This is a genomic window from Actinomadura sp. NBRC 104425 (assembly GCF_030269545.1).
Taxonomy (GTDB): domain Bacteria; phylum Actinomycetota; class Actinomycetes; order Streptosporangiales; family Streptosporangiaceae; genus Spirillospora; species Spirillospora keratinilytica.
The window spans coordinates 21,845-47,853 of the sequence record NZ_BSTN01000035.1; the positions used below are offsets into that span (position 1 = coordinate 21,845).

A 26,009-nucleotide genomic window follows, 5' to 3' on the forward strand; every position below is an offset into this window, starting at 1 on the left:
GGTCAGCGGGTCCGGGGGTCGAGTGCGTCGCGCAGTCCGTCGCCGAACACGTTGAAGGCCATGACGGTGACGAAGATCGCGACACCGGGGATGACCACGTAGTAGGGCGCGATCTGGTAGGTGCTGACCGCGGTGGTCAGCATGCCGCCCCACGACGGCGTGGGCGGCTCGATGCCGACGCCCAGGAACGACAGCGCCGCCTCGAACAGGATGTTCGTGGGGATCATCAGGGTGGCGTACACCAGGATCGGCGCGACCAGGTTCGGCAGGATCTCGCGGACGATGATGTACGGGGCGCGGGCGCCCATGGAGCGGGCGGCGTCCACGAACTCGCGTTCGCGCAGCGACAGCGTCTGCCCGCGCACGATCCGGCCGATGTAGGGCCAGCTGAAGAAGCCGATGATGAACACCAGCATCGCGATCCGCAGCCCGTTGCCGCTCAGGCCCAGCATCGAGTCGGGCATCACGCCGACGATGGCGATGGAGAACAGCAGCAGCGGGAAGGCCAGGAACACGTCCATCAGCCGCGCGATCACCGCGTCGATCCAGCCGCCGAAGTATCCGGCGATGACGCCGAGGGCGGTGCCGATGACGGCGGCCACCACGGTGGCCAGGAAGCCGACCAGCAGCGACACCCGGGAGCCGTAGACGATGCGGCTGAACAGGTCGCGGCCGGTGGTGGGCTCCAGGCCGAGCAGGAAGTCGCCGCTCATGCCGCCGAGCGGCTTCATGGGGGCGCCCAGCGTCGGGTCGATGAGCTCCTGGTGGTACTCGTTCGGGGGGTGTCCGAACAGTTTGACCAGCAGCGGCGCGAAGACCGCCACGAGCACCAGCAGGATGATCACCACGCCGCCGGTCATGGCGACCTTGTCGCGCCGTAGCCGCAGCCAGGCGATCTGCCCGAGGGAGCGGCCCTGGATGGCTTTGCGCCCGACCCCCTCGAGGACGGCGTCCGGCTGGGCCGTGTCGGCCCCGGACACCTCGATCGGTGCGGTCACGCTGCGTACCTCCTACCGTTCGGCCACGTCGCCGCAGACGCACGCGCCGCGGGCACGGGATCACCGCGCCGCTTGCCCGTTACGCCGTTTTGCTGAGGGAAAACTAGTCCTTCGGCCACGACTGTCCATCCGCGGACCCGCTGTCTGCCAGTACCCGTTTCTGACTTGTGATCTCGTCGTCATCTGGGGCACATGCGATCCGCACAATGGAAGCGACAAACCGCCCAGATCGTACGCTTGGTTCCGGGCTGACCGAGCCGCCGGAGCCGGTCGACCCCGCAGGCTTTATCGTTCCGAAGCCGATTCGATATGGATTCGGCGCAGGTCAGGGGCGTGCGACGGGAGCGGCTTGCGGGAAGGCGGGCTCTGCCGTGACCGACGGGCCATGACCGATGGGCCGCGACCGACGGGCCGCGACCAATGGGAAACGGCCGGGACGTCGCGTCCCGGCCGCCGTCGGCGCGCCCGGCTCTCCTCCCCCGCCGCCCGCCGTCACGGGGCGTGCGGGGAGCGGCGCTCCTCGATCACGCTGCTCGCCGCCGTGCTACTGGATGCCGCGGTTGCGGAGGATCTGCTCGATCTCCGCCATCTCCGGGTCCACCTCGGCGGGCCGTGCCTTCTCCACGGCCCGGCCCTTCGGCGCGGCCGCCGCCCCCGCGGACCCTCCGCCGCGCTCCACGGCGCGGCCGCCCCCGCCGGCCCGGCGGCTCAGCATCGCCCCCGACGTCAGGTACAGCAGCACCGCCAGCCCGGCCACGGCCACCCCCGCCCACTTGGCGGGGCTGAACGCCAGGTCGGCCAGGAACCCGGTCACGCCGGTCATGGCGGCCGCCAGCGGCACCAGCGACCAGGCCGCGCCGCGCAGCCCCGAGGCGGCGCCGCGGCGGCGGTAGAGGCCCCAGCTGATCAGCAGCCCGAGCGCGGTGACGCCCAGGCTGATCGCGTAGATGACGGTGTCGCTCATGCCGGCCCCCTCAGTGCGTGCTGCCGTGCTCTCCCCATCGTCACACGTCCGGCGCGGACGTCGCTCCTCCCCGCGAAGGGTTGTGCGCCCCGGCGCTCCTCCCCCGGCGTGAGGCTCCCCCTGGGTAACGAGCGGGACCCCCGCGGCGCCTCCCGCCCCTCGGGTACCGGCCGGGGTCAGGCGACCAGGGCGGCCAGGCGCGGCAGATCGACCTCGGTCAGGGAGGCGACGACGGTGCGGCCCGGCGCGGACGGCACCGGCAGCAGGCTGGGCACCGCGACCGTCACGCACCCGGCGGCCTCGGCGGCGGCCAGGCCGTTGGGCGAGTCCTCCAGCGCCACGCAGCGGCGCGGCTGGACGCCCAGCCGGGCCGTGGCGGTCAGGTACGGCTCGGGGTCGGGCTTGGTGCGCGCCACCTCGTCACCGGCGACCGTCACCGCGAAGTGTTCGCGGCCGACCGCGTCCAGCACCGGCTCCAGGAGCCGCCGGTGGCTGGAGGACACCAGCGCGGCCGGCACCCCCGCGGCGCGGACCTCGGCCAGCAGCCGCTTGGCGCCCGGCAGCAGCGGCACGCATGCGCCGAGCCGCTCGGCCATGCCGTCCAGCATCCGCCGGGCCACCTCGGCGGGCGGCACGTCCGCGCCGGTCAGCTCCAGCATGTACCGGACGGCCTTGTCCAGCGAGCCGCCCAGCATCCGCTGCTGGTCCTCGGTGCTCCACGTGCCGCCCAGCCAGGCGACGACCTCCTCCTCGACCTCCAGCCACAGCCGCTCGGAGTCGATCAGCAGCCCGTCCATGTCGAACAGCACGGCCTGCGGCAGCTCGCCGGTACTCACGCGCCTCCTCGTGTCCATCGTGGTCGTCTCCCCACGGACGGTACGCGATCGCCGCCCGGACGGGGCCGCCCCGTAGCGGAGATCACAGCGCGCAGGCGCAGGTCACACGGGGTGCGGCGCAGGTCAGGTGTTGAAGTACTTGGCCTCCGGGTGGTGGACGACCAGGGCGTCGGTGGCCTGCTCGGGCACCAGCTGGTACTCCTCCGACAGGGTGACGCCGACGCGTTCGGGCCGCAGCAGCCGCACCACCTTGGCGCGGTCCTCCAGGTCGGGGCAGGCCGGGTAGCCGAAGGAGTAGCGGGCGCCGCGGTAGCCGACCTTGAGGATGTCGTCCAGGTCGTCGGGGTCCTCGGCGCCGAACCCGATCTCGGAGCGGATGCGGGCGTGCCAGTACTCGGCCAGCGCCTCGGTCAGCTGCACCGACAGGCCGTGCAGCTCCAGGTACTCGCGGTAGGAGTTCTTGGCGAACAGCTCCGCGGTGGCCTGGCTGACCTTCGACCCGACGGTGACGAGCTGGAAGGCGGCCACGTCGGTCTCGCCGGACTCGCGCGGGCGGAAGAAGTCGGCCAGGCACAGGTGCCGGTCGCGGCGCTGCCGCGGGAAGGTGAACCGTTCGCGTTCGGAGCCGTCGTCGCCGAGGATGACCAGGTCGTCGCCCTCGGACACGGCCGGGAAGTAGCCGTAGACGACGGCGGCCTCGATCAGGCCCTCGGTCTGGATGCGGTCCAGCCACATGCGCAGCCGGGGCCGCCCCTCGGTCTCCACCAGCTCCTCGTAGCCGGGGCCGTCGCCGCCGCGGGTGGGCTTGAGGCCCCACTGCCCCATGAAGGTGGCGCGTTCGTCCAGGTAGGCGGCGTAGTCGGCGAGGGGGATGCCCTTGACGACGCGGTCGCCCCAAAACGGCGGGTCGGGCACCTTGTTGTCGGTGGCGACGTCCGACCGGGCGGGCAGGTCTTCGGGTTCGGTGACCTGCAGGACGGCGCCCTTGCGGACCCGGCGTTCGCGCAGCGGCGGCAGCTGGGCGCCCTCCTCGCCGCGCTTGACGGCCATGAACGCGTCCATCAGCCGCAGCCCCTCGAACGCGTCGCGGGCGTAGCGGACCTCGCCGTCGAACAGCTCGGCCAGGTCCTGCTCGACGTAGGCGCGGGTGAGGGCGGCGCCGCCGAGCAGCACCGGCCACCGGTCGGCCAGGCCGCGGGCGTTGAGCTCCTCCAGGTTCTCCTTCATCACCACGGTCGACTTGACCAGCAGCCCGGACATGCCGATGACGTCGGCGTTCTCCTCGCGGGCGGCCTCCAGGATCGCCGACATCGGCTGCTTGATGCCGAGGTTGATCACCTCGTAGCCGTTGTTGGACAGGATGATGTCGACCAGGTTCTTGCCGATGTCGTGCACGTCGCCCTTGACGGTGGCCAGCACGATGCGGCCCTTGGAGCCCTCGCCCTCCACCTTCTCCATGTGCGGTTCCAGGTAGGCGACGGCGGTCTTCATCACCTCGGCGGACTGCAGCACGAACGGCAGCTGCATCTGCCCGGAGCCGAACAGGTCGCCGACGACCTTCATGCCGTCCAGCAGCACGTCGTTGACGATCTCCAGGGCGGGCCGCTGCCGCAGCGCCTCGTCCAGGTCGTCGTTCAGACCGTCCAGCTCGCCGTCGATGATGCGGCGCTTGAGCCGCTCCCACAGCGGCAGCGCGGCCAGCTCGGCGGCGCGGCCGGCCTTCAGCGCGGCGGTGTCGACGCCCTCGAACAGCTCCATGAACCGGTGCAGCGGGTCGTAGCCCTCGGAGCGGCGGTCGTAGATCAGGTCGAGGGCGACCTTGCGCTGCTCCTCGTCGATCCGCGCCATCGGCAGGATCTTGGAGGCGTGCACGATCGCCGAGTCCAGGCCGGCGTCGACGCACTCGTTCAGGAACACCGAGTTGAGCACCACGCGGGCGGCGGGGTTGAGGCCGAAGGAGACGTTGGACACCCCGAGGGTGGTCTGCACCTCCGGATAGCGGCGCTTGAGCTCGCGGATCGCCTCGATGGTCTCGACGGCGTCGCGGCGGGACTCCTCGGTGCCGGTGCCGATGGTGAAGGTCAGGCAGTCGACGATGATGTCGCCGAGCCGCATGCCCCACTTGCCGGTGAGCTCCTCGATCATGCGGGTGGCGACGCGGACCTTCCACTCGGCGGTGCGGGCCTGGCCCTCCTCGTCGATGCACATCACCACGATCGCGGCGCCGTGCTCCTTGACCACGGGCATGAGCCGGGCGAGCTTGGAGCCGGGCCCGTCGCCGTCCTCGAAGCTGACGGAGTTGACCACGGCGCGGCCGCCGAGCATCTCCAGGCCCGCGGTCAGCACGGGCACCTCGGTGGAGTCCAGCACGATCGGCAGGGTGGCGGCGGTGGCGAGCCGGGACGCCAGCTCCTTCATGTCGGCGACGCCGTCGCGGCCGACGTAGTCGACGCACAGGTCCAGCATGTGGGCGCCGTCGCGGGCCTGGTCGCGGGCGATCTTGACGCAGTCGTCCCAGCGGCCCTCCAGCATGGCCTCGCGGAACGCCTTGGAGCCGTTGGCGTTGGTGCGCTCCCCGATCGCCAGGTAGGAGGTGTCCTGCCGGAACGGGACGTGCTGGTACAGCGACGAGGCGCCCGCCTCGGGGCGGGGCCGGCGCGGGGCGACCTCGCGGCCGCGGACCCGCTCGACCACCTGCCGCAGGTGCTCGGGGGTGGTGCCGCAGCAGCCGCCGACCAGCGACAGCCCGAAGTCGCGGGTGAACGCGTCGTGCGCGTCGGCCAGCTCGGCGGGGGTGAGGGGGTAGCGGGCGCCGTCGGCGGTCAGCTCGGGCAGGCCCGCGTTGGGCATACAGGACAGGCCGATGCGGGCGTGCCGGGCCAGGTAGCGCAGGTGCTCGCTCATCTCGGCGGGGCCGGTGGCGCAGTTCAGGCCGATCAGGTCCAGGCCCAGCGGCTCCAGGGCGGTCAGCGCGGCGCCGATCTCCGAGCCGAGCAGCATCGCGCCGTTCTGCTCGATCGTCACGTGCGCGATCAGGACGGTGTCGGCGCCGGCGGCGGCGATGGCGCGCTTGGCGCCGATGAGCGCGGCCTTGGCCTGCAGCAGGTCCTGGCAGGTCTCCACCAGGATCGCGTGCACGCCGCCGGCCAGCAGGCCCTCGGCGTTGCGCTGGTAGGCGTCGCGCAGCTCGGCGAACGTGACGTGCCCGAGGGTGGGCAGCTTGGTGCCGGGGCCGACCGATCCGATCACCCAGCGGGGCCGGTCGGGCGTGGACACGGCGTCGGCGACCTCGCGGGCCAGGCGGGCGCCGGCCTCCGACAGCTCCTCGATCCGCTCGGTGATGCCGTACTCGCCCAGGTTCCCCAGGTTGGCGCCGAAGGTGTTGGTCTCGACGCAGTCGACGCCGGCGTCGAAGTAGGCCTGGTGGATCGAGCGGACGATGTCCGGCCGGGTGACGTTCAGGATCTCGTTGCAGCCCTCGTATCCCTGGAAGTCGTCCAGGGTCGGGGCCGCCTCCTGGAGCATCGTCCCCATGCCCCCGTCGGCCACGACGACGCGCTGCTGCAGGGCCTGCCGGAGGGACTGAGGTGTCGGAGTGCTCATGGTGCCCCAGCCTAGCCGGGCACGGCGGACGATCTTGCGGAGCCGTCGCGGATCCGCACAACGCCTACGGCGGCGCCCTACGGCGGGCGGAAGGGCGCGGGAAGGGGGTGGTGACGCTGCGCGCCCGACCGATACCGTGCCACCCTGCGAACTACTCATCGGTAAGGAGCGGCATGAGCGCGTACCGCACCATCCTCGTCGGCACCGACGGCTCCGACTCCTCGTTCCGCGCGGTGGACCGGGCCGCGCAGCTGGCCGCCGCCACCGGCGCCACGCTGCTGCTCGCCTCCGCCTACAGCCCCATGCCCGAGCGCGAGCGGCTCAGCGCCGCCGACCGGCTGGGCGACCTGGCCTACAAGGTGCAGGGGTCCACGCCCGCCGACGACGCGCTGCGCGCCGCCCGCGAACGCGCCGTCGCCGCGGGCGCCCGCGACATCGACCAGGTCGCCCAGGAGGGCGACCCGGTGGACGTGCTGGCCCGCCTGGCCCGGGACCGCGCCGTCGACCTGGTCGTCGTCGGCAACCGGGGCCTCAACAGCCTCGCCGGCCGCATCCTGGGGTCGGTTCCGGCGAACCTGTCCCATCGCTCCCCCTGCGACGTGCTCATCGTCCACACCACCGAGAAGGGCAAATGAGCCGTCACGGCGCGGCAAACGGCGCCCCCGCGGCGGACCCCGCTCCCTGTGGGGGAGTTCACGGGTCTGCCGGGGGCGAACGGCGCGCCGCAACTGTGGGGCAAGAAGGCGCCTAGGACGTAGGCTGACAGCACCGATCATGAGCGGGTCCGCCCCCCGGGAATCACGGCCCCCTCGGTGACGCTGTACCTGTCGTCGGAAGGAGGCAGCGCGTGGTCGAGCTGGAAAGCGTGCCCGAACTCGTCGATCCGGTCGTCGTGGCCGCCTTTGAAGGGTGGAACGACGCCGGAGAGGCCGCCAGCGGCGTCATCGGCCACCTGGAGTCGATCTGGGACGCCGTGCCGATCGCCGAGCTGGACCCGGACGACTACTACGACTTCCAGGTCACCCGTCCGCTCATCGAGATGGCCGACGGGGAGAGCCGCGGGATCACCTGGCCCACCACCCGGGTGTCCTGGGCGCGCCTGCCGTCCGGACGCGACGTGGTGCTGGTGCACGGCATCGAGCCCAACATGCGGTGGCGGTCGTTCTGCCGCGAGCTGGTCGGGCTGATGCTGGAGCTGGAGGTCAAGAACGTCGTCCTGCTCGGGGCGCTGCTGGCCGACGCCCCGCACACCCGGCCGGTACCGGTCACCGGCGCCGCCTCCGACGCGGGCCTGGTGAGCACCCTCCACCTGGAGCCGGCCCGGTACGAGGGGCCGACCGGCATCCTCGGCGTCCTGCAGGACGCGTGCGCCAAGGCGGATCTGCGCACGGTGTCGCTGTGGGCGGCGGTGCCGCACTACGTGGCCTCGCCGCCGTCCCCCAAGGCCACCCTGGCGCTGCTGCGCCGGGTGGAGGACGTGCTGGACGTCACCGTCCCCCTGGGCGAGCTGCCCGAGGAGGCGCGGGCCTGGGAGAACGGCGTCAACGAGCTGGCCGAGGAGGACTCGGAGGTCGCCGAGTACGTGCGCAGCCTGGAGGAGCAGAAGGACGCCCTGGAGCTGCCGGAGGCCAGCGGCGACGCCATCGCCCGCGAGTTCGAGCGCTACCTACGCCGCCGCGAGACCGGCTGATCCGGCGCGCAGGCCGTCACCCGCGCCGCGCCCGCCGCCCGCGCCGCGCGGTGCGGGCCGGTGTGCCCGGGACGGGTGGCGGGCGTATCATGGCGCGGCGGTGCAAGCCGCGTTCCGCACGGCGCCCCCGCGCGCCGGGGGCGTCCCGTCGACGGCCCGCGCACGCCGCGAAGTGCGCACGACATGGACCACGTCATGAACGCTGCCGATTCTTCCCGGGGCGGAGGCGCCCGCCGCCGGTGAGCGGCCGCGCGGGCCGCCGCCCGCGTCCCGCCGGGGCCTCTTCCGCCCGCGCCCCGGACTTCGATGCGGCCTCCGCGGCGGCCCGGCCGGCGATCCGCGTCCGGTCCCCCCGCGAGCTGAGACGCCGCCGCAGGAGCCGCGCCCACTCCTGCTGGGACCACCTCATCGCCGCGCCGCTGTGGCCGCTGCACGGCGCCAACCTGGGAACCCTGCTGCGGACCTGCGACGCCGTCGGCGCCTGCCTGGCGGTGCCCCGGCACCGGTGGGTGCCCGAGGCGCTGGCGCGCGGCAACACGCTGCGCAGGCCGTCCTGCGTGCACTGGGTCGGCGACCCGCTGGGCTGGCTGGCCCGCCAGCGCGAGGCCGGCACGCGGGTGGTGGGCGTGGAGCTGGCCGACGAGGCGGTGCGCCTGGCCGACCTGCCCGCCGCCCGCGGACGCACGGTGGCGGTGCTGGGGCACGAGCAGTACGGCATACCGGACGAGGCGCTGGACCTGCTGGACCTGGCCGTGGAGATCCCCATGGTGGGCACCGGCGCCAGCCTCAACGTGGCCGTCGCGGGCTCCCTCGTCCTCTACAAGCTGGCCGGGCTGCTGTGAGCCGCGCACCCCGGGCGGCCGGCCCCGCGGCGCCGCGCGGGGCGCGTCACAGGGCGACGCCGAGGAGGGCGTCGGTGAGCGCGCGGATCCGGGCGGGGGCCTCGGCGTCGGCGGCGCGGGCGTCCGGCTCGTCGGCCAGGGCCCGGTCGGCCCAGCGGTCGACGGCCGCCAGCGCACCGGGGGCGTCCAGGTCGTCGGCCAGGCGGGCGCGGACCTCGGCGGCGGTGCCGGCGGCGGGCGGCCCGGCGGGCAGGCGGACGGCGGCGCGCCAGCGCTCCAGCCGCGCCGTCGCCGCCTCCAGCAGGCCCGGCACCCACTCCCAGTCGGCGCGGTAGTGCTGGGCGAGCAGCGCCAGCCGGACCGCCATCGGGTCGGCGCCGTCGCGCCGCAGCCCGGACACGAACACCAGGTTCCCCCGCGACTTGGACATCTTCTCGCCGTCCAGGCCGACCATGCCGGCGTGCACGTAGGCGCGGGCGTGCGGGCGTTCGCCGGTGGCGATCTGGGCGTGCGAGGCGCCCATCTCGTGGTGCGGGAAGGCCAGGTCGGAGCCGCCGCCCTCGACGTCGAACGCCATGCCCAGGTACTCGACGGAGATCGCCGAGCACTCCACGTGCCAGCCGGGGCGGCCCTTGCCGAACGGGGAGTCCCAGCACGGCTCGCCGGGCCGCCGGGCCATCCACACCAGCGGGTCCAGCGGGTCCTTCTTGCCCGCCCGGCCCGGGTCGCCGCCGCGTTCGGCGAACAGCGGCAGCATCTGCTCGCGGGTCAGCCGGCTGACCCGGCCGAAGTCGGGGTCGGCGTCGACGGGGAAGTACAGGTCGCCGTCCAGCTCGTAGACGGCGTCCTTGGCGCGCAGCTTCTCCACCATCTCCGTGATCAGCGGGATGGCCTCCACGGCGCCGACGTAGTGGTCGGGCGGCAGGATCCGCAGCGCCGCCATGTCGTCGCGGAACAGCTGGATCTCCCGGTCGGCCAGCTCGCGCCAGTCCTGGCCGGTCTGGCGGGCACGTTCCAACAGCGGGTCGTCGACGTCGGTGGCGTTCTGGACGTAGCGGACCTGGTGGCCGAGGTCGCGCCAGACCCGGTTGACCAGATCGAAGGCCAGGTAGGTGGCGGCGTGCCCGAGATGGGTGGCGTCATAGGGGGTGATGCCGCACACGTACATCCGGGCGGTGGCGCCGGGGCCGGTGGCCCGTGCCCGTCCCGATCCCGTGTCGTGCAGGCGCAGCGGGGACGCGGCGGGGGGAAGACCGGCGGCGGGCAGGTGGGGAACCTCGGGTGCGGGCCACGATCGCATACCGGCAAGCTTATCCAGGCCCCGTCTACGGTTTTACGGCAACATCATCCGGATTGTCCGCAGGTGGGGTCACGGCAGCCGGATGCGCGGGTCCAGCGCGGAATGCACCAGGTCCGCGGCCAGCCCGGTGGCGATCACGCAGACGGTGACCAGCAGCGTCACCCCGATGACCACGGGGGCGTCGCCGGAGACGATGGACTGCTGCACCAGCTGCCCGACGCCCTGCAGCCCGAACACCTTCTCGGTGACGACGGTGGACCCGACCAGCGCCCCCGCGTCCGCGCCGAACTGGGTGACGACCGGCGGCAGCGCCGCGCGCAGCCCGTGCCGCACCAGCACCCGCCGCTCCGGCAGCCCCTTGGCGCGGGCGGTGCGGACGTAGTCCTCGCCGAGCACGTCCAGCAGGGCGCCGCGGGTGAGCCGGGCGCAGGCGGCGGCCATCAGCATCGCCAGCGCGCACCACGGCAGGACCATGCGGCGCCAGAAGTGCTCCTGCAGCGGCGGCCCCGCCTCGAAGAACCCGGTGCCGCCCGCCAGCGCCTGCAGCAGCACCAGCGCCAGCACGAACGGCGGCGCCGACAGCCCGACCAGCACCAGCACCGTCGTCAACCGGTCCCACACGCCGCGGGGGCGGGCCGCGCCGAGCACCCCGGCCGCCATGCCGCCCGCCAGCCACAGCGCGCCCGCGCCCAGCACCAGCCACAGCGTCGTGGGGAGCCGCTCGGCGATCAGCCGCGCCACCGGCACGCCGGTGACGTAGGAGTCGCCGAGGTCGCCGCGCGCCAGCCGCAGCAGGAAATGGGCGTACTGCACCGCCAGCGGGCGGTCCAGGCCGAGGCTGCGGCGGATCTGGGCGAGGGTGTCGGCGGTGGCGCGGGGGCCGCCGATGACCTGCTCCACCGGCACCGGCGACAGGTGCAGCAGCGCGAACACCAGCGTGGACACCAGCCACAGCACCACGACCGCGTGCAGCAGCCTGCGGACGACGAACGCTCCCATCCGGCGGCCCCACCTTTCCGCGCGGTCGCGACGGGTAACGAAGGTAGCACCGAACGTGGGCGCCCGGGGCCGCGCCGCCCCGACCGCGCCGCCCCGACCGCGCCGCCCCGACCGCGCCGCCCCGACCGCGCCGCCCCGACCGCGCCGCCCCGACCGCGCCGCCCCGAGCGCGCCGCCCCGAGCGCGCCGCACGGCCGGGGTGCGCGGTCAGATGATCCGGGTCCAGGCGCCGGGGTCGCCGGGGGCGGGTGAGAAGTCGTAGCGGACGCCGTCGGCCCGCAACGCCACCAGGCTCACCGACGTGGTGCCCCACACGCCCGTCCCGGGGAGTTCGACGAGCGGAAGCAGGGCGCGCGGGTCGGTGCGCGGCAGCCCGGCGCCCTCGGCGATCTCCAGCCACGCGCCCCACGCCTGCGCGGCCGTCCCGTCGCGGGGCTCGGGGCGGGGCGCGGCGGCCAGCCGGGGCCGGAAGTGGGCCAGGCGCGCGGCCATGTGCCGGTCGCCGTCGTCGGCGTGCCCGTCGCCGCGGCGGTGCCGCCCCTCCAGGCCGTTGTTGACCACCATGTGCAGGCCGGGGCCGAGCGCGCGCTCCACGAGCTCGACGCCGTCCCAGCTCCACAGCCGCACCGCGTCCGGCTCGGCGCACAGCAGGTGGAACGGGTCGAAAAGGGCCGGGTCCAGCCCGTCGGGCTTTCCGTCGGCCGCCGTCCGCAGCGGCAGCTCGCCGCGCGAGTGCCGCGCCGCCTCGGGCGCGTCGCGGCCGCGGCCGTTCAGCACGGTGGCGGCGCGCGCGGCGGCCGGGTCGACCGCGAGCCAGGTGCCCCCGGCGCGCCGGTCCCGGCCGCCGACCAGGCCCGGCCGGTCCGGCCAGTGCCGGCCCGGCGGCTCCCAGGCGCGGGCCAGGAACTCGTCCCGGACGCCCACCAGCAGCACCGGGACGGGAGACGAGGGGTCGAAACTCACGATCGCCGTGCACATGCGCACCATTGGAGCATTCCACCCGTAACGGGCGGCGGGGCGGGTCGGGCGGCGCCCGCGGGCGGCGGGTCAGAGCGGCGGCCAGGGGATGGCGGGCCAGTCCTCCGGCGGGTAGGGGTGGATGCGGTGCTTGAGCATCAGCTCGACGCGGCGGCGGGTGGCGTCGACCTCCTCGGCGGTCAGCAGGGCGGCCAGGCGCTCGCCCAGCGGACCGGCCAGCGCCGCCTCGACCCGGCCGAGCGCCTCCAGCGCCTCGTCGGTCAGCCGTTTGCCGCGCCACTGCCACAGCACCGTGCGCAGCTTGTACTCCACCGAGAAGCACACGCCGTGGTCGCAGCCGTAGACGTGGCCGTCGCCGGGCGGCAGCAGGTGCCCGATCTTGCGGTCGGCGTTGTTGATGACGGCGTCGAACACCGCCACCCGCCGCACCGCCGGGTCGTCCGACCGCGACAGCGCCACCAGGTCGACGTCGGGGTCGGGCTCCACCCACAGCTGCACCATGCCGGGCCCGTACGGGCCGTCGCGGTGCACGGTGGGCGGCACGATGTTCCAGCCCATCGCCTGCGACACCGCGTACGCGGCGACCTCGCGCCCGGCCAGCGTGCCGTCCGGGAAGTCCCACAGCGGACGCTCGCCCGCCACCGGCTTGTACACGCAGGCGGCGGTGAGGTTCTCCCATTCGACCGAGCAGTACAGCGTGGCGTTGGAGGCCTGGACCAGCCGTCCCTCCACGGTGAGGCGGCCCTCGGAGAGCAGCCGTTCGGCGAGATCGGTGTCGCGGGGGGAGACGGTGCGGCCGGGACCGTCGTCGGCGGGGCTGCGATCCCGGGAGGGCTGCGTCATGCGTCCATTGTCCCGGGCGCCGCGCCCATGATCCAGCACGGGCGGAGGTGACGTGCGCCGCCGCCGGCCGCCGCGCGCGTGCCGCCCCGGCGCGTGCCGCCCGGGGACGTCCCGTGGTTCACGCACGGCGGCCGTTCACGCCCCGTACCAGTCGTTCAGCCCTGAGCCCCTTCACACCTACGACCCGTTCACACCTACGACCCGTTCACGCCTTGTGCCCGTTCTGGCGGGGGCAGATGTGCCCGTTCGCGTCCAGCGGCAGCCCGCACAGCGGGCAGGGCGGGCGGCCCGCCGCCACCACCTTCAGGGCGCGCTCGGCGAACGCCCGGGCCTGCGCGGCGGTGATCCGCACGCGCAGCACGGTGATGGCCGGGTCCTCCTCGCCGATCTCGGCCTCCTCCTCGTCGGACTCGGTGACCTCCTGCGCCTCGATGATCACGCGTTGCTCCTCGGGGTCCCAGGCCAGCGCCATGGTGCCGACCCGGAACTCCTCCTCGACCGGCTGGTCCAGCGGGCCGTCGTCCTGCAGCTCGGCGGGAGTGACCGCGGGCACCGGGGCGGTGCCGCCGCTGCGCCGCAGGATCTCGTCCAGCAGCTCCTCCAGCCGCTCGGCCAGCAGCGTCACCTGGAACTTCTCCAAGCCCACGCTGGTGATGCGGCGGCCCTCGCGGGCCTGCAGGTAGAACGAGCGCTCCCCCGGGCGCCCGACGGTGCCGGCGACGAACCTGTCCGGCAATTCATAGGAGATGACCGGCATGACAACGACCCTACGCGCCGCCGCCGACGGCCGCGTCACTGCTCCCCGGGCCCTGCCCGCGGTCCCGCCGCCGCTCCTCCTCGGGCGCGGGCAGCAGGTCGTCGACGCCGCCGCCGGTGTCGTTGAGGCGCACCACGAACGGCCGCAGCTCGGTGTAGCGGATCACGGTGAGCGACGCGGGCGCGACCTGGATCCGCTGGAACTGGTCCAGGTGCAGGCCGAGGGCGTCGGCGACGACGGCCTTGATGATGTCGCCGTGGCTGCACACCGCGTACGCGGCGTCCGGGCCGTGCTCGGCGGCGATCCGGGCGTTCCAGTCGCGGACCGCGGCGACCGCGCGGTGCTGGGCGCCCGCCAGCGACTCGCCCTCCTCGCCGGGGAAGCGGGCCGCGCTGGGATGGGCCTGCACGACCCGCCACAGCGGCTCCTCGGCCAGCTCCTTGAGCGGGCGGCCCGTCCAGTCGCCGTAGCGGACCTCGCCGAACCGCTCGTCGACCTCGACCTTGTCGACGGGTTCGGCGCGGCCGGAGGCGATCGCCTCGGCGGTCTCCACGCACCGCTCCAGGGGGCTGGACACCACCGCCGCCAGCGGCACCGGCGCCAGCCGCGCGGCCAGCGCCCGCACCTGCCCGCGGCCGCGCTCGTCCAGCCGCACCCCGGGGGTCCAGCCCGCCAGCACGGGCCCGGTCAGCGCGGTCAGTCCGTGGCGGACCAGCAGCAGCGTCGTCACGACACGCACTCTACGAGATGCGCGGCCCCGGTGTGATCATCGAGCGGCCGGGACGTGCCGGCGGTCGGGCGCGGGCGCCAGCAGCACGGCCCACAGGTGCGACTCGGCGCCGCCCGCCTCCAGGCGGCGCCGCACCCGCTCCACCCCGCCCGCCGTGGGCAGCGCCAGGCCGAGCAGCAGCGGGTAGCCCACCGCGAACGCCGCCAGGAACACCGTCTCGTCGCGGGTGGTGACCGCCAGGGCGAGGCCGAGCATGATGACGGCGTCGGCGAGCGCGAACCGCACCAGGATCGCCTGCCGGAACTGCAGCAGCGCCGCCGCGGCGGCCTCCTCGCGGTCGCGGCCGGGGCGCAGCGGACGCGGCGTGCGGGGCCCGGCCAGCGCCGCGACCAGCACGGCGGCCGCGACGGGCGGGACCGTCCACGGGGCGGGCAGCGGGCCGGGCCCGCCGGGGACGAGCGGCGGCGAGATCGCCAGGATCAGCACCTGCGCCACCGCCAGCACCAGCATCACCGCGCGCAGCCGCGCCAGCACCGTGCCGGTGCGCAGCGACCGCAGGTAGCCGGGGTCGTCGGCGCGTCCCGCGCCGTACCGGGGGCGCACCAGCGGACCGCCGTCCGCCGGGGTGCGCGGCGAGTACATCGAAAAGGGCGGGGTCGCCATGAGCGCGCACTGTAACCCGGGGACCGGCCCCGGCGATACGCACGCGGGCGACAAAAATCGGCCCCGGCCGGGCGCAGCGCGGTCAGGCGCTGATGGCCCCGGCGGCGAGCAGGCCCAGGATGACGCCGCCGAGCGCCACCCGGTAGTAGACGAACACCATCATCGAGTGCCGGCCCAGGAACTTCAGCAGCCAGGCGATGCAGGCGTAGCCGACGAGGAACGACGCCGCCGTCGCCACCGCGGTCGGCATCACCTGCAGGTCGCCGGAGAACGCCTTGCGCAGCTCGAACAGCCCCGACAGCACCACGGCCGGCACCGACAGCAGGAACGAGTACCGCGCCGCCGCCTCCCGCGTGTAGCCGAGGAACAGCGCGCCGGTCATGGTGGACCCCGAGCGGGACGAGCCGGGGATCAGCGCCAGCGCCTGGAACGTTCCGATGATCAGGCCGTCGCGCAGGTTGAGGTCGCCGACGTCGCGTTTGCGCGTCCCCCACCACTCGGCGACCATCAGCAGCAGGCCCATGACGATCAGCGACGTGGCGTTGATCCACAGGTTGCGGGCGGGCTCCTCGATGAAGTCCTCGAACGCCAGGCCGCACACCCCGATCGGGATCGTGCCGAGGCCGATGTACCAGCCCATCCGGGCGTCCTGGTGGCGGCGCAGCTCGGGCCGCCACAGGCTGCGCGACCAGGTGAGCAGGATGCGCCACAGGTCGCGCCAGAAGTAGATGATCACGGCGGCCATGGTGCCGATCTGGATGACCGCGCTGAAGGCCGATCCGGGGTCCTCCCAGCCGAGGAACTTCGGCACGAACAGCATGTGCCCCGAGCTGGAGATGGGCAGGAACTCGGTCAGGCCCTGGACGATGCCGAGGACGGCCGCTTCCACGACGTTCACGATCCGTGAGCCTAGTGGTCGCGGGGCGTGCCCGGCCCGCGGGCGACACGCGCCCGGCGCGCCGCCGCCCCCCGGTCACCCTTCCGAAGCCGGCGCATCACCGCCGGGACACACCCGCGGCGCCGCCACCGGCGCGGTGGTCCGACCGGCCGGGCCGCTACTGTGACCGCCTATGGAAGAGCGTCACCTCGGGCGCAGCGGGCTGCTGGTGTCCCGGCTGGGCCTGGGCACCATGACCTGGGGGCAGGACACCGAACCCGACGAGGCGGCCGCGCAGCTGACGGCGTTCGTGGACGCCGGGGGCACCCTGGTCGACACCGCCGACGTCTACAGCGAGGGCGCCAGCGAACGCATCCTCGGGCACCTGCTGCGCGACGTGGTGGACCGCGACTCGATCGTGCTGGCGACCAAGGCGGCGATCCGCCCCGACGGCCGCTACGACGGCTCCCGGCGGCATCTGCTGGCCGCCCTGGACGCGTCGCTGGACCGTTTGGACGTCGACTACGTCGACCTGTGGCAGCTGCACGTGTACGACCCGTCCACGCCCCTGGAGGAGACGCTGTCGGCGGTGGACGAGGCGGTGGCCAGCGGCCGCGCCCGGTACGCGGGGGTGTCGAACTACGCGGGGTGGCAGCTGGCCAAGGCGGCGGCATGGCAGAACGCGTGGCCGGGCCGCGCCCCCATCGTGTCGGTGCAGGCGGAGTACTCGCTGCTGCGGCGCGACATCGAACGCGAGCTGCTGCCCGCGGCGCTGGACGCGGGGGTGGGCGTGCTGCCCTGCTCCCCGCTGGGCCGCGGGGTGCTCACCGGCAAGTACCGCACCGGCATCCCGGCGGGTTCGCGGGCGGCCGCGCCGCATTTCTCGGAGTTCGTGCAGCCGTACCTGGACGAGGAGTGCGCCCGCATCGTCGAGTCGGTGGTGACGGCCGCCGAGGGGCTGGGCGTGTCGCCGCTGGACGTGGCGCTGGCCTGGGTGCGCGACCGTCCCGGGGTGGCCGCGCCGATCGTGGGGGCGCGCACGTCGGCGCAGCTGGGGCAGGTGCTGCGCAGCGACAAGCTGACGCTGCCGCAGGAGATCCGGGACGCGTTGGACGACGTGTCCGACATGTCGGCGCCCCACCCGTGACCTGTGCGCGCGCCCCGGGCGCGCGGCCTTTGCGGCGCATGGCGCCCTGACCCGGGCGGCCGCGTATGGCACCCTCGGGACCGGGATCCGACGAGCCCGGGCGGCGGACCGCGCCCGGGCGGGCAGCACTGACGGGAGGCACGTGACCGACTCCGCGCCCGACCTGGCCCAGCTGTTCGAGGCGACCGGCGTGCCCGCCGCGCTGGTGCCGCGCGCCGCCGCGCGGCTCGGCGCCGACGCGGCGGGGCGGCTGCGCGCCGACCCCTGGCAGCTGCTGCGCGTGCCGGGCGTGCTGCCGCGGCAGGCCGACCACTTCGCCCGGCGGCTGCTGGGCGACCAGGCGCGTCCCGACGACCCCCGGCGGGGGCGCGCGCTGGTGCTGCACCTGCTGACCGAGGCCGCCCGGCAGGGCCACACCGCCACCCCCGTCGCGGACGTGGCGGCGGCGCTGGCCGCGCAGCGGGTGCCGGACGCGCGGCAGGCGGTCGACGGGGCGCTGGACACCGGCGAGGCGGTGCTGCTGGTCGAGGAGCCGGAGTTCGACGAGGACTCGCCGGAGGCGCTGGAGGAGGAGCCGCCCGAGCCGGAGGAGTCGCTCGGCGTGGCGCGGTGGGCGCTGGCCGAGGAGGCCGCCGCCGAGGGCTTCCAGCGGCTGGCCGCCACCGCCGGGCCGCTGCTGGACGACCCGACGATCAAGGCGGTGCGGCAGGGCCTGCCCGAGGACCGGTCCCTGGCGCTGACCGCCGCGCTGCGCACGGGCGTCAGCGTGCTGCGCGGCGCGGCCGGAGACCTGGCGGCCACGGCCCTCGGCATCGCCTCCGTCGCCGCCGGCAACGGCCTGCGGGTGGCCGTCGTCGCCCCCACCGAGCACGCCGCCGCCGCGCTGGCGCGCGGCCCCGCCCCGGCAGAGCCGCTCCCCGAGGGCGCGGTCGTCGGCCTGCACCGGCTGCTGGAGGCCCGTCCCGCGCCGCCGCCGGCCCCGCCGGGCACGGTGCTGTTCGGACGCGGCGAGCAGAACCCGCTCGACCTGGACCTGGTGGTGGTGCCGGACGCGTCCGCGCTGGACGTGGAGATGACCGCGGTGCTGGTCGAGGCGTGCCCGGACGGCGCGCACCTGGTGCTGGGCGGCGAGCCGGGGGCGCTGCCGCCCGCCGGGCCCGGCCGGGCGCTGGACGACCTGGAGGCCTCGGAGACCGTGCCGGTCGTCACGCTGGAACCCGGGGCCGGGGCCGGTCCGCTGCAGGAGCTGACGGCCGCCGTGCGCGGGGGCGAGCTGATCGCGGTGGACGCGCCCGACCTGGAGGTCGTGGTCGTGCCCGCCGCGTCCGGCGCCGAGGCGGTGCACCGCGCGGTCCAGCTCGTCACCGACTCGATCCCGCGGGCGCTCGGCATCCCCGCCGGGGACGTCCAGGTCGTCGCGGCCGCCGCGGGCGGGCAGGCGGGCGCCGCGGCCCTCAACGCCGCCCTCAAGAGCCGCCTCAACCCCGGGCCGGGGGCGTTCGGCGGCTTCGACCCGGGCGACCGCGTCATCGTGGCGGTGCCGCTGCCGCAGGCCGCGCTGGGCGAGCCGGGCGTGGTCACCGGCGCCGACGCCGACGGCCTGCACGTGGAGTTCACCGGCGGCGCCGCCACGGTCCCTCCCGCGCTGAGCACGCGGCTGCGGCACGGCTGGGCCGCCCCGGTTGCGCTGGCCCGCGCGAACCGCCGCCCCGCCGTGGTGGCCGTCCTCACCGACGAGGCGGAGGCGGGCCTGTCGCGGCCGATGGTGGCCACCGCGTTCGGGCTGGCGCTGCGCCACCTGTCGGTCGTGCAGGCCGCCGGGCCCGCCCTGGCCAGGGCCGTCCGCGAGGTGGACGCCCCCGCGCGGCGCACCAGGCTGGCGCGGCTGGTGGTGCGGTAGCGGCGCCGGGAGGCGGCGGAAACCGCCCGTGCCGGGGTTTACGCGTGCGCCCGCCCAGGGAAGCACTCCGCCCCCGCGCACGCCGGCCCCGCCGCCCGCGCGTCAGACCGCCGGGGAAGGGCCGACCGCCCTCGTATGCCGGACCACCTGCGGAGACCAGGCCGCCCGGGAGAAGTCCGGACCGCGTGATCAGGCCGTCCGTGTACACCGGGCCGTCCGGGGAGGCCCGGACCGCGTGATCAGGCCGCCCGCGTACGCCGGGCCGCCCGCGCGGTCGGGGCGCTTGCCCGGGTGCGGGCGGCGGGTGGGCGGGTCAGTCCAGGTCGGGGCCGGGGTCGGGGGCGCCGACGGCGTGCAGGCCGCCGTCCACGTGCACGATCTCGCCCGTGGTGGCCGGGAACCAGTCCGACAGCAGCGCCACCACCGCCCGCGCGGTGGGCTCGCTGTCCTTGATGTCCCAGCCGAGCGGCGCGGCCTGCGGCCACATCTCGGTCAGCCCGCCGAAGCCGGGGATGCTCTTGGCCGCCATCGTGGCCAGCGGCCCGGCCGACACCAGGTTCACCCGGATGTTCTTCGGGCCCAGGTACTTGGCCAGGTAGCGCGCGCACGACTCCAGGCCCGCCTTGGCCACGCCCATCCAGTCGTACACCGGCCAGGCCTTGGTGGCGTCGAAGTCCAGGCCGACCACCGACCCGCCCTGCTCCATCAGCGGCAGGCACGCCATGGTCAGCGACTTCAGCGAGTACGTCGAGGCGTGCAGCGCGGTGGCCACATCCTCCCACGGGGTGTCCAGGAACGTTCCGCCCAGCGCGCTCTGCGGCGCGAACCCGATGGCGTGCACCACGCCGTCCAGCCGGTCGAACCCGTGCTCGCGCAGCCGCCCGGCCAGCGCGTCCAGGTCCTCGGTGCTGGTGACGTCCAGCTCGATGACGGGCGGCGGGTCGTCCGGCCCCGACGGCAGCCGCTTGGCGGTGCGCTGGGTGAGCGTGGGACGCGGGTAGGCGGTGAGCGCCACCCGCGCGCCCTCCTCCTGCGCCACGCGCGCCACGTGGAAGCCGATGGAGGCGTCGGTGAGGACGCCGGTGACCAGGATCCGCTTGCCTTCCAGGATGCCCATGATCGGTCAGTGCCCCATTCCCAGGCCGCCGTCCACCGGGATCACGGCCCCGGTGATGTAGGCGGCGTCGTCGCCGGCCAGGAACCGTACGGCCTTGGCCACCTCCTCCGGCTGCGCCACCCGGCCCAGCGGGATCGCCTTCTTGATCGCGTTCTGCTGGTCCTCGCTGAGCGCGGCGGTCATGTCGGTGTCGACGAAGCCGGGGGCGACCACGTTGACGGTGATGTTGCGCGAGCCCAGCTCGCGGGCCAGCGACCGGGCGAAGCCCACCATGCCCGCCTTGGAGGCGGCGTAGTTGGACTGGCCGGCCGAGCCGAGCAGCCCCACCACCGACGACACCAGCACGATCCGGCCGCTGCGCTTGCGCATCATGCCCTTCACCGCGCGCTTGGCGACCCGGTACGCGCCGGTGAGGTTGGTGTCCAGGACGGAGGTGAACGACTCCTCGCTCATGATCGCCAGCAGGGTGTCGTCGGTGATGCCCGCGTTGGCGACCAGCACCTGCACCGGCCCCTGCTCCGCCTCGACCTTGCCGAAGGCGGCGTCGACGTCCTCCATGCTGGTCACGTCGCAGCGCACGCCGAACAGGCCCGCGGGCGGCTCGCCCGACCGGTAGGTCACCGCCACCGCATCGCCCGCGGCCGACAGCTCCCGCGCGATCGCCAGACCGATGCCCCGGTTCCCGCCGGTCACGAGGACAGAGCGACTCATCTCGTACCCTTCATCGACTCACCACAGCGAGCCGAGCGTATCGGCCTACCGCCGGTAACGCGGATGTGCGAGCCCCACAAGATCCGCGTCCCGCCCTTTGTTCCCCGGTCCGCCGGGGCGGCGGGCACGGCCCCGCGGCCCCGGCGCCCGGGCGGGCGAAAGGGGTAGGTTGCAGAGGGTGCACGACATCGATCCCGATTTCACCGCACTGCCTCTGCGCGAGCTGGCCGACGCGGCGCTGACCCGGGCCCGCGAGCTGGGCTGCGAGCACGCCGACTTCCGGCTGGAGCGCATCCGCAGCCAGACCCTGCGCCTGCACGACGCGGCGCTGGAGACCGCGCTGGACGCCGACGACCTGGGCCTGTCGGTGCGCGTGGTCAAGAACGGCACCTGGGGCTTCGCCGCCGGCATCGACCTGAGCACCGCCGGCGCCGCCCGGGTGGCCGCCCAGGCGGTGGAGGTCGCCGCGGTCGCCGCGGCGGTCAACCGCGAGCCCATCGAGCTGGCGCCCGAGCCGGTGCACGGCGAGCGCACCTGGGTGTCGTCCTACGAGGTGGACCCGTTCGCCGTGCCGACCGCCGACAAGGCGGCGCTGCTGGCCGACTGGAGCCGCCGCCTGCTGGACGACCCGCGCGTGCAGCACGTCGACGCCACGCTGCTGCAGGTCAAGGAGAACAAGTTCTTCGCCGACCTGGCCGGGACCGTCACCACCCAGCAGCGCGTGCGGCTGCACCCGGTGGTCAACGCGGTGGGCATCGCCGACGGCGCGTTCGACACCATGCGCACGCTGGCGCCGCCCGCCGGGTACGGCTGGGAGTGGCTGACCGGCCCGCACTGGGACTGGGACGGCGAGCTGGCGCGGCTGCCGGAGCTGCTGGCCGAGAAGCTGGCGGCGCCGTCGGTGGACCCGGGCGCCTACGACGTGGTGATCGACCCGTCCAACCTGTGGCTCACCATCCACGAGTCGATCGGGCACGCCACCGAGCTCGACCGCGCCCTGGGCTACGAGGCCGCCTACGCGGGCACCTCCTTCGCCACCCCCGACAAGCTCGGCCGGCTGCGCTACGGGTCGCCCGTCATGAACGTCACCGGCGACCGCACCGCCGAGCACGGCCTGGCCACCATCGGCTACGACGACGAGGGTGTGCAGACCCAGTCGTTCGACATCATCACCGAGGGCGTGTTCACCGGCTACCAGACGGACCGGCGCATCGCCCGCCTCACCGGCGCCGAACGCTCCAACGGCTGCGCGTTCGCCGATTCGTCCGCCAGCATGCCGCTGCAGCGGATGGCGAACGTGTCGCTGCGGCCCGCGCCGGACGGCCCGTCCACCGAGGAGCTGATCTCCGGCGTGGACCGGGGGATCTACATCGTCGGCGACAAGAGCTGGTCGATCGACATGCAGCGGTACAACTTCCAGTTCACCGGGCAGCGGTTCTACCGCATCGAGAAGGGGCGGCTGGCCGGGCAGCTGCGCGACGTCGCCTACCAGGCCACCACCACCGACTTCTGGAACTCCATGGAGGCCGTCGGCGGGCCCGGCACCTACGTGCTGGGCGGCGCGTTCAACTGCGGCAAGGGCCAGCCCGGGCAGATCGCCCCGGTCAGCCACGGCTGCCCGTCGGCGCTGTTCCGCGGGGTCAACATCCTCAACGCGCGCAAGGAGGCCGGGCAGTGAGCACGATGAGGCCGCAGGAGGCCGTCGAGCGGGCGCTCGAGCTGTCGCGCGCCGACGACTGCGTGGTCATCGCCGACGAGTCCAGCACCGCCAACCTGCGCTGGGCGGGCAACACGCTGACCACCAACGGCGTGACCCGCTCCAACCGGCTGACCGTGATCGCGCTGCGCCGCACCGGCGCGGGCGTCGCCGCCGGCGTGGTGTCGCGGGCCGCCGTCGCCGCGGGCGACGTGGCGGAGCTGGTGCGCGCCGCCGAGGCCGTCGCCGCCGAGAACGAGCCCGCCGAGGACGCCGCGCCGCTGGTGGGCGGCACCGCGCCCGCCGCCGGCTGGGACGACGACCCGGCCGAGACCGGCATCGGCGTGTTCGCCGGCGTCGCGCCCGCGCTCGGCGAGGCGTTCGCCGCCGCCGAGGCCGCCGGGCGCCGCCTGTACGGGTTCGCCAACCACATGGTGACCTCGACGTTCCTCGGCACCTCGGCGGGGCTGAGGCTGCGGCACGACCAGCCCGCCGGGCTGCTGGAGCTGAACGCCAAGGACGACCGCGGCGGCTCGGCGTGGGCGGGCGCGGCCACCCGCGACTTCACCGACGTGGACGTGCCCGGGGTCGCCGCCGGCCTGGCGCGCCGGCTGGACTGGGGCGCCCGCCGCGTCGAGCTGCCCGCGGGCCGCTACGAGACCATCCTGCCGCCCAGCGCGGTCGCCGACCTGATGATCTACCTGTACTGGTCGGCGGGGGCGCAGGACGCCCACGACGGCCGGACCGTGTTCAGCGCGCCCGGCGGCGGCACCCGCGTCGGGGAGAAGCTGGCGAGCCTGCCGGTGCGGCTGTCCAGCGACCCGGCCGCGCCGGGCCTGGAGTGCGCGCCGTTCGTCATCGCGCGCGCCTCCAGCCGCGAGGCGTCGGTGTTCGACAACGGGCTGGCGCTGTCGGCCACCGACTGGATCGCCGACGGCACGCTCACCGCGCTCACCCAGACCCGCCGGTCCGCCGAGCGCACCGGTCTGCCGCTCACCCCCGGCATCGACAACCTGATCATGAGCGGGGGCCGGGACGGCGGGGCGTCGCTGGAGGACATGGTGGCGCGCACCGAGCGCGGCCTGCTGCTGACCTGCCTGTGGTACATCCGCGAGGTGGACCCGCAGCGGCTGCTGCTCACCGGCCTCACCCGCGACGGCGTGTACCTCGTCGAGGACGGCGAGGTCGTCGGTGCGGTCAACAACTTCCGGTTCAACGAGAGCCCGGTGGACCTGCTGTCGCGGCTGACCGAGGTCGGCGCCACGGCGCCCACGCTGCCGCGGGAGTGGTCGGACTACTTCACCCGGGCCGCCATGCCGCCGCTGCGGGTGGGCGATTTCCACATGTCCACCGTCAGCCAGGCGACGTAGCCGACAGGACGTCGTCACAGTACGTCGTCACAGTACGTCGCGGCAGGCCGTCACAGCCGGGGCGCGGCTGCCGGGAGCGCCTCCCCCGCCGCGGGGGAGGCGCTCCCGGCTGCGGCGCGTCGTGTGACCGCGCGCCGCGCCGGCGCGCGGTCAGGCGTCCTCCAGTCTGAAGCCCACCTTGAGCCCCACCTGGTAGTGCGCGATCCGGCCGTCCTCGAGGTCGCCGCGGATCTCGGTGACCTCGAACCAGTCCAGGTGGCGCAGGGTCTGCGCGGCGCGGGCGATGGCGTTGCGGATCGCGGCGTCGACGGACTCCGGCGAGCTGCCGACGATCTCGGTCACCCGGTAGGTGTGGTCGCTCATCTGGGTCTCCTTCCCCCGTGAATCCCCCTGATGTCGCCGTGCTGCTCCTACGGGCGTACCGTGAAAATGTGAAGGTCATTCCCCGCAAGCGCGATGCGGTCTACACGGTGACCGACGCTCCCAAGCCGATGTCGGAGGACATCGGCTACCGGCAGCGCCGCTACCTGATCTCGATGGGGATCCGGACGGCCTGCTTCGTGGGGGCGGTGGCCGCCGCGATGCTCGGCGCGCCGCTGTGGCTGGTGGTCCTGCTGGTGCTGGGCGCGCTGTTCCTGCCGTACATCAGCGTGATCTTCGCCAACGGCGGGCGCGAACCGCAGCCGACCGCCAGCTTCACCGACGAAAGCACGGACCGGAAGGCGATTTCCGGACATGGTCCGGAAATCGGGTCGTGACTTTCTCTTGACTAAGGGCGGGGGGGTTCGGTGTACGATTTGTCTCGGCGCTCTGGTCCCCCGTCGGAGCGCCCGTGCCGGTGTTCCGGGCCCCCGTCGGAACACCGATGATGCGACGCCGGGTGGATTGCCCCCGTATCCACCCGGCGTCGCTTTCTCTTTGCGGAGCCTTGGCTCCGCTCCCCCGTTCCAGCGCGTTCACTGAGACAGACGGACGCTGAGGCCGCGCGGTTCCCGCCGCTGACCGGACCCGGCCAACACGTTGCGGCGCCTCGTTCCGAGCGGCCCCGCCGCGCCTCCGCGGGGCGTCCGCGCGCAACCGCGCTCAGAACGCCGTGGAGCCTCCGCCGACCGCACCCCCAACCGATCTTGCCGGAGGCGCCCGCCGGGCCCTCACGGGCGCGCACACGGCCGTGCGGGGCCGTCCCGGGGTCAGCGGCGCAGGACGGCGGCGAGCTGGGCGGCCAGCACGCGCGGCGCGTCCACCAGCGACGGGCCGTACCAGGTGAGGTACCGGCCGTCGACCAGGGCGACGTCGACACCGGGGAAGCACTCGGGACCGTCGTCGGCGGTGAAGCGGTACGGCTCGTCCGGCAGCACCACCAGGTCGGCGCCGGCGGCGGTCAGCTCGTCCAGGCCGATCTTCGGGTAGCGGTCGGGATGGCCGGCGTAGACGTTGTCCACGCCGAGCCGCGCCAGCACGTCCCCGGTGAAGGTGTCGCGGCCGACGATCATCCACGGCCGCCGCCACACCGGGACGACCGCTCTGCGGCGGCGCGGCGGGACGGGCGGCGAAGCCCACGCGCGGGCGGCCTGGTCCAGCCAGGGCGGGACGGGCACGCGGCAGGCCTCGGCGAGCATGCGGCGCAGCGAGGCCAGGGCCTGGTCGACGGTGCGGATGTCGGTCATCCACACCGCGATCCCGGCCGCGCGCAGCGCCGCGACATCGGCGGGGCGGTTCTCCTCGGCGTTGCCGAGCACGACGTCGGGGCGCAGCGCGGCGATGCGCTCCAGGTCGGGGTTCTTGGTGCCGCGCACCCGCGCGACGTCCAGGCCGGGCGGGCGGGTGCACCAGTCGGTGGCGCCGACCAGCAGGCCGGGCGCCGTCACCGCGACCGTCTCGGTCAGCGACGGCACCAGCGACACCACCCGGCGCACCCGGTCCGGGACGGGCACGGGCGCGCCGGTGTCGTCCAGCGGGGCGGCGGAGGGCGGGGCGGTCATCGCACG

The 26,009-nt window shown here is 74.7% G+C and carries 24 protein-coding genes; 8 read left to right on the forward strand and 16 right to left on the reverse strand.

Annotation, left to right across the window (positions count from 1 at the left end):
• Positions 1–2: 2 nt before the first annotated feature.
• From QSK22_RS30590 to metH, 4 genes are all read right to left on the reverse strand, one after another.
• Positions 3–998: an ABC transporter permease gene (locus tag QSK22_RS30590; protein ID WP_285497940.1), complete on the reverse strand. Its 996-nt coding sequence runs from the start codon at positions 996–998 to the stop codon at positions 3–5.
• A 544-nt stretch (positions 999–1,542) separates the two neighbouring features.
• A complete protein-coding gene (locus tag QSK22_RS30595; RefSeq protein ID WP_285497941.1) occupies positions 1,543–1,962 on the reverse strand; it encodes a hypothetical protein in 420 nt (139 codons plus the stop codon).
• A 176-nt stretch (positions 1,963–2,138) separates the two neighbouring features.
• Positions 2,139–2,816, reverse strand: a complete 678-nt coding sequence (locus QSK22_RS30600; RefSeq protein ID WP_502872389.1) for an HAD family hydrolase — start codon at positions 2,814–2,816, stop codon at positions 2,139–2,141.
• Positions 2,817–2,921: 105 nt separating this feature from the next.
• Entirely contained in the window at positions 2,922–6,401 is a 3,480-nt protein-coding gene (metH, locus tag QSK22_RS30605; protein WP_285497943.1) for a methionine synthase, read from the reverse strand.
• Between the two features lie 173 nt (positions 6,402–6,574).
• Here metH and QSK22_RS30610 point away from each other — a divergent pair, with 173 nt between their 5' ends.
• The 3 genes from QSK22_RS30610 (at position 6,575) to QSK22_RS30620 (ending at position 8,933) form a co-directional block, all read left to right on the forward strand.
• Positions 6,575–7,036, forward strand: a complete 462-nt coding sequence (locus tag QSK22_RS30610; protein ID WP_285497945.1) for a universal stress protein — start codon at positions 6,575–6,577, stop codon at positions 7,034–7,036.
• A 212-nt stretch (positions 7,037–7,248) separates the two neighbouring features.
• Entirely contained in the window at positions 7,249–8,091 is an 843-nt protein-coding gene (locus tag QSK22_RS30615) for a PAC2 family protein (protein ID WP_285497946.1), read from the forward strand.
• 239 nt (positions 8,092–8,330) lie between these two features.
• Positions 8,331–8,933, forward strand: a complete 603-nt coding sequence (locus QSK22_RS30620; protein WP_285497947.1) for a TrmH family RNA methyltransferase — start codon at positions 8,331–8,333, stop codon at positions 8,931–8,933.
• 46 nt (positions 8,934–8,979) lie between these two features.
• Here QSK22_RS30620 and mshC read toward each other — a convergent pair whose 3' ends face one another.
• The 8 genes from mshC to QSK22_RS30660 form a co-directional block, all read right to left on the reverse strand.
• Positions 8,980–10,233 carry a cysteine--1-D-myo-inosityl 2-amino-2-deoxy-alpha-D-glucopyranoside ligase gene (gene mshC, locus QSK22_RS30625; protein WP_285497948.1) on the reverse strand — a complete coding sequence of 418 codons (1,254 nt, stop codon included), beginning with the start codon at positions 10,231–10,233 and terminating at the stop codon, positions 8,980–8,982.
• A 69-nt stretch (positions 10,234–10,302) separates the two neighbouring features.
• Complete coding sequence (locus QSK22_RS30630; RefSeq protein ID WP_285497949.1) at positions 10,303–11,232, reverse strand: ABC transporter permease; 930 nt, start codon at positions 11,230–11,232, stop codon at positions 10,303–10,305.
• Positions 11,233–11,439: 207 nt separating this feature from the next.
• Positions 11,440–12,210 carry an NRDE family protein gene (locus tag QSK22_RS30635; protein ID WP_285497950.1) on the reverse strand — a complete coding sequence of 257 codons (771 nt, stop codon included), beginning with the start codon at positions 12,208–12,210 and terminating at the stop codon, positions 11,440–11,442.
• 69 nt (positions 12,211–12,279) lie between these two features.
• Positions 12,280–13,053, reverse strand: a complete 774-nt coding sequence (locus QSK22_RS30640) for an SCO1664 family protein (protein ID WP_285497951.1) — start codon at positions 13,051–13,053, stop codon at positions 12,280–12,282.
• 205 nt (positions 13,054–13,258) lie between these two features.
• On the reverse strand, positions 13,259–13,810 hold the full coding sequence (locus QSK22_RS30645) for a DUF3090 domain-containing protein (protein ID WP_285497952.1): 552 nt from the start codon (positions 13,808–13,810) through the stop codon (positions 13,259–13,261).
• A gap of 10 nt (positions 13,811–13,820) precedes the next feature.
• A complete protein-coding gene (locus tag QSK22_RS30650) occupies positions 13,821–14,540 on the reverse strand; it encodes a histidine phosphatase family protein (RefSeq protein WP_285497953.1) in 720 nt (239 codons plus the stop codon).
• A gap of 36 nt (positions 14,541–14,576) precedes the next feature.
• A complete protein-coding gene (locus QSK22_RS30655; protein WP_285497954.1) occupies positions 14,577–15,203 on the reverse strand; it encodes a hypothetical protein in 627 nt (208 codons plus the stop codon).
• Between the two features lie 82 nt (positions 15,204–15,285).
• Positions 15,286–16,101, reverse strand: a complete 816-nt coding sequence (locus tag QSK22_RS30660; RefSeq protein WP_285497955.1) for an undecaprenyl-diphosphate phosphatase — start codon at positions 16,099–16,101, stop codon at positions 15,286–15,288.
• A gap of 172 nt (positions 16,102–16,273) precedes the next feature.
• On the opposite strand from QSK22_RS30660, the gene QSK22_RS30665 reads away from it, so the two are divergent.
• On the forward strand, positions 16,274–17,227 hold the full coding sequence (locus QSK22_RS30665; protein ID WP_285497956.1) for an aldo/keto reductase: 954 nt from the start codon (positions 16,274–16,276) through the stop codon (positions 17,225–17,227).
• A gap of 142 nt (positions 17,228–17,369) precedes the next feature.
• Positions 17,370–19,127 carry a helix-hairpin-helix domain-containing protein gene (locus tag QSK22_RS30670; RefSeq protein WP_285497957.1) on the forward strand — a complete coding sequence of 586 codons (1,758 nt, stop codon included), beginning with the start codon at positions 17,370–17,372 and terminating at the stop codon, positions 19,125–19,127.
• Positions 19,128–19,440: 313 nt separating this feature from the next.
• On the opposite strand, the gene fabI is transcribed toward QSK22_RS30670, so the two are convergent.
• Positions 19,441–20,244 carry an enoyl-ACP reductase FabI gene (gene fabI / locus QSK22_RS30675; protein WP_285497958.1) on the reverse strand — a complete coding sequence of 268 codons (804 nt, stop codon included), beginning with the start codon at positions 20,242–20,244 and terminating at the stop codon, positions 19,441–19,443.
• 6 nt (positions 20,245–20,250) lie between these two features.
• On the reverse strand, positions 20,251–20,955 hold the full coding sequence (locus QSK22_RS30680; protein ID WP_285497959.1) for a beta-ketoacyl-ACP reductase: 705 nt from the start codon (positions 20,953–20,955) through the stop codon (positions 20,251–20,253).
• 178 nt (positions 20,956–21,133) lie between these two features.
• Between QSK22_RS30680 and QSK22_RS30685 the strand changes: the two genes are divergently transcribed.
• Together QSK22_RS30685 and QSK22_RS30690 are read left to right on the forward strand one after the other, a co-directional pair.
• Positions 21,134–22,633 carry a TldD/PmbA family protein gene (locus QSK22_RS30685; RefSeq protein ID WP_285497960.1) on the forward strand — a complete coding sequence of 500 codons (1,500 nt, stop codon included), beginning with the start codon at positions 21,134–21,136 and terminating at the stop codon, positions 22,631–22,633.
• A 5-nt stretch (positions 22,634–22,638) separates the two neighbouring features.
• Positions 22,639–24,021, forward strand: coding sequence for a metallopeptidase TldD-related protein (locus QSK22_RS30690; RefSeq protein WP_285497974.1), 1,383 nt, complete (start codon positions 22,639–22,641; stop codon positions 24,019–24,021).
• A 150-nt stretch (positions 24,022–24,171) separates the two neighbouring features.
• On the opposite strand, the gene QSK22_RS30695 is transcribed toward QSK22_RS30690, so the two are convergent.
• The gene (locus QSK22_RS30695; protein WP_285497961.1) at positions 24,172–24,384 is read right to left on the reverse strand and encodes a dodecin; all 213 of its coding nucleotides are present in this window, start codon (positions 24,382–24,384) and stop codon (positions 24,172–24,174) included.
• Between the two features lie 38 nt (positions 24,385–24,422).
• Here QSK22_RS30695 and QSK22_RS30700 point away from each other — a divergent pair, with 38 nt between their 5' ends.
• Entirely contained in the window at positions 24,423–24,779 is a 357-nt protein-coding gene (locus tag QSK22_RS30700; protein ID WP_285497962.1) for a DUF3099 domain-containing protein, read from the forward strand.
• A gap of 432 nt (positions 24,780–25,211) precedes the next feature.
• Here the strand turns inward: QSK22_RS30700 and QSK22_RS30705 are convergent, their stop codons facing one another.
• Positions 25,212–26,003: a helical backbone metal receptor gene (locus tag QSK22_RS30705; protein ID WP_285497963.1), complete on the reverse strand. Its 792-nt coding sequence runs from the start codon at positions 26,001–26,003 to the stop codon at positions 25,212–25,214.
• Positions 26,004–26,009 lie beyond the last annotated feature (6 nt).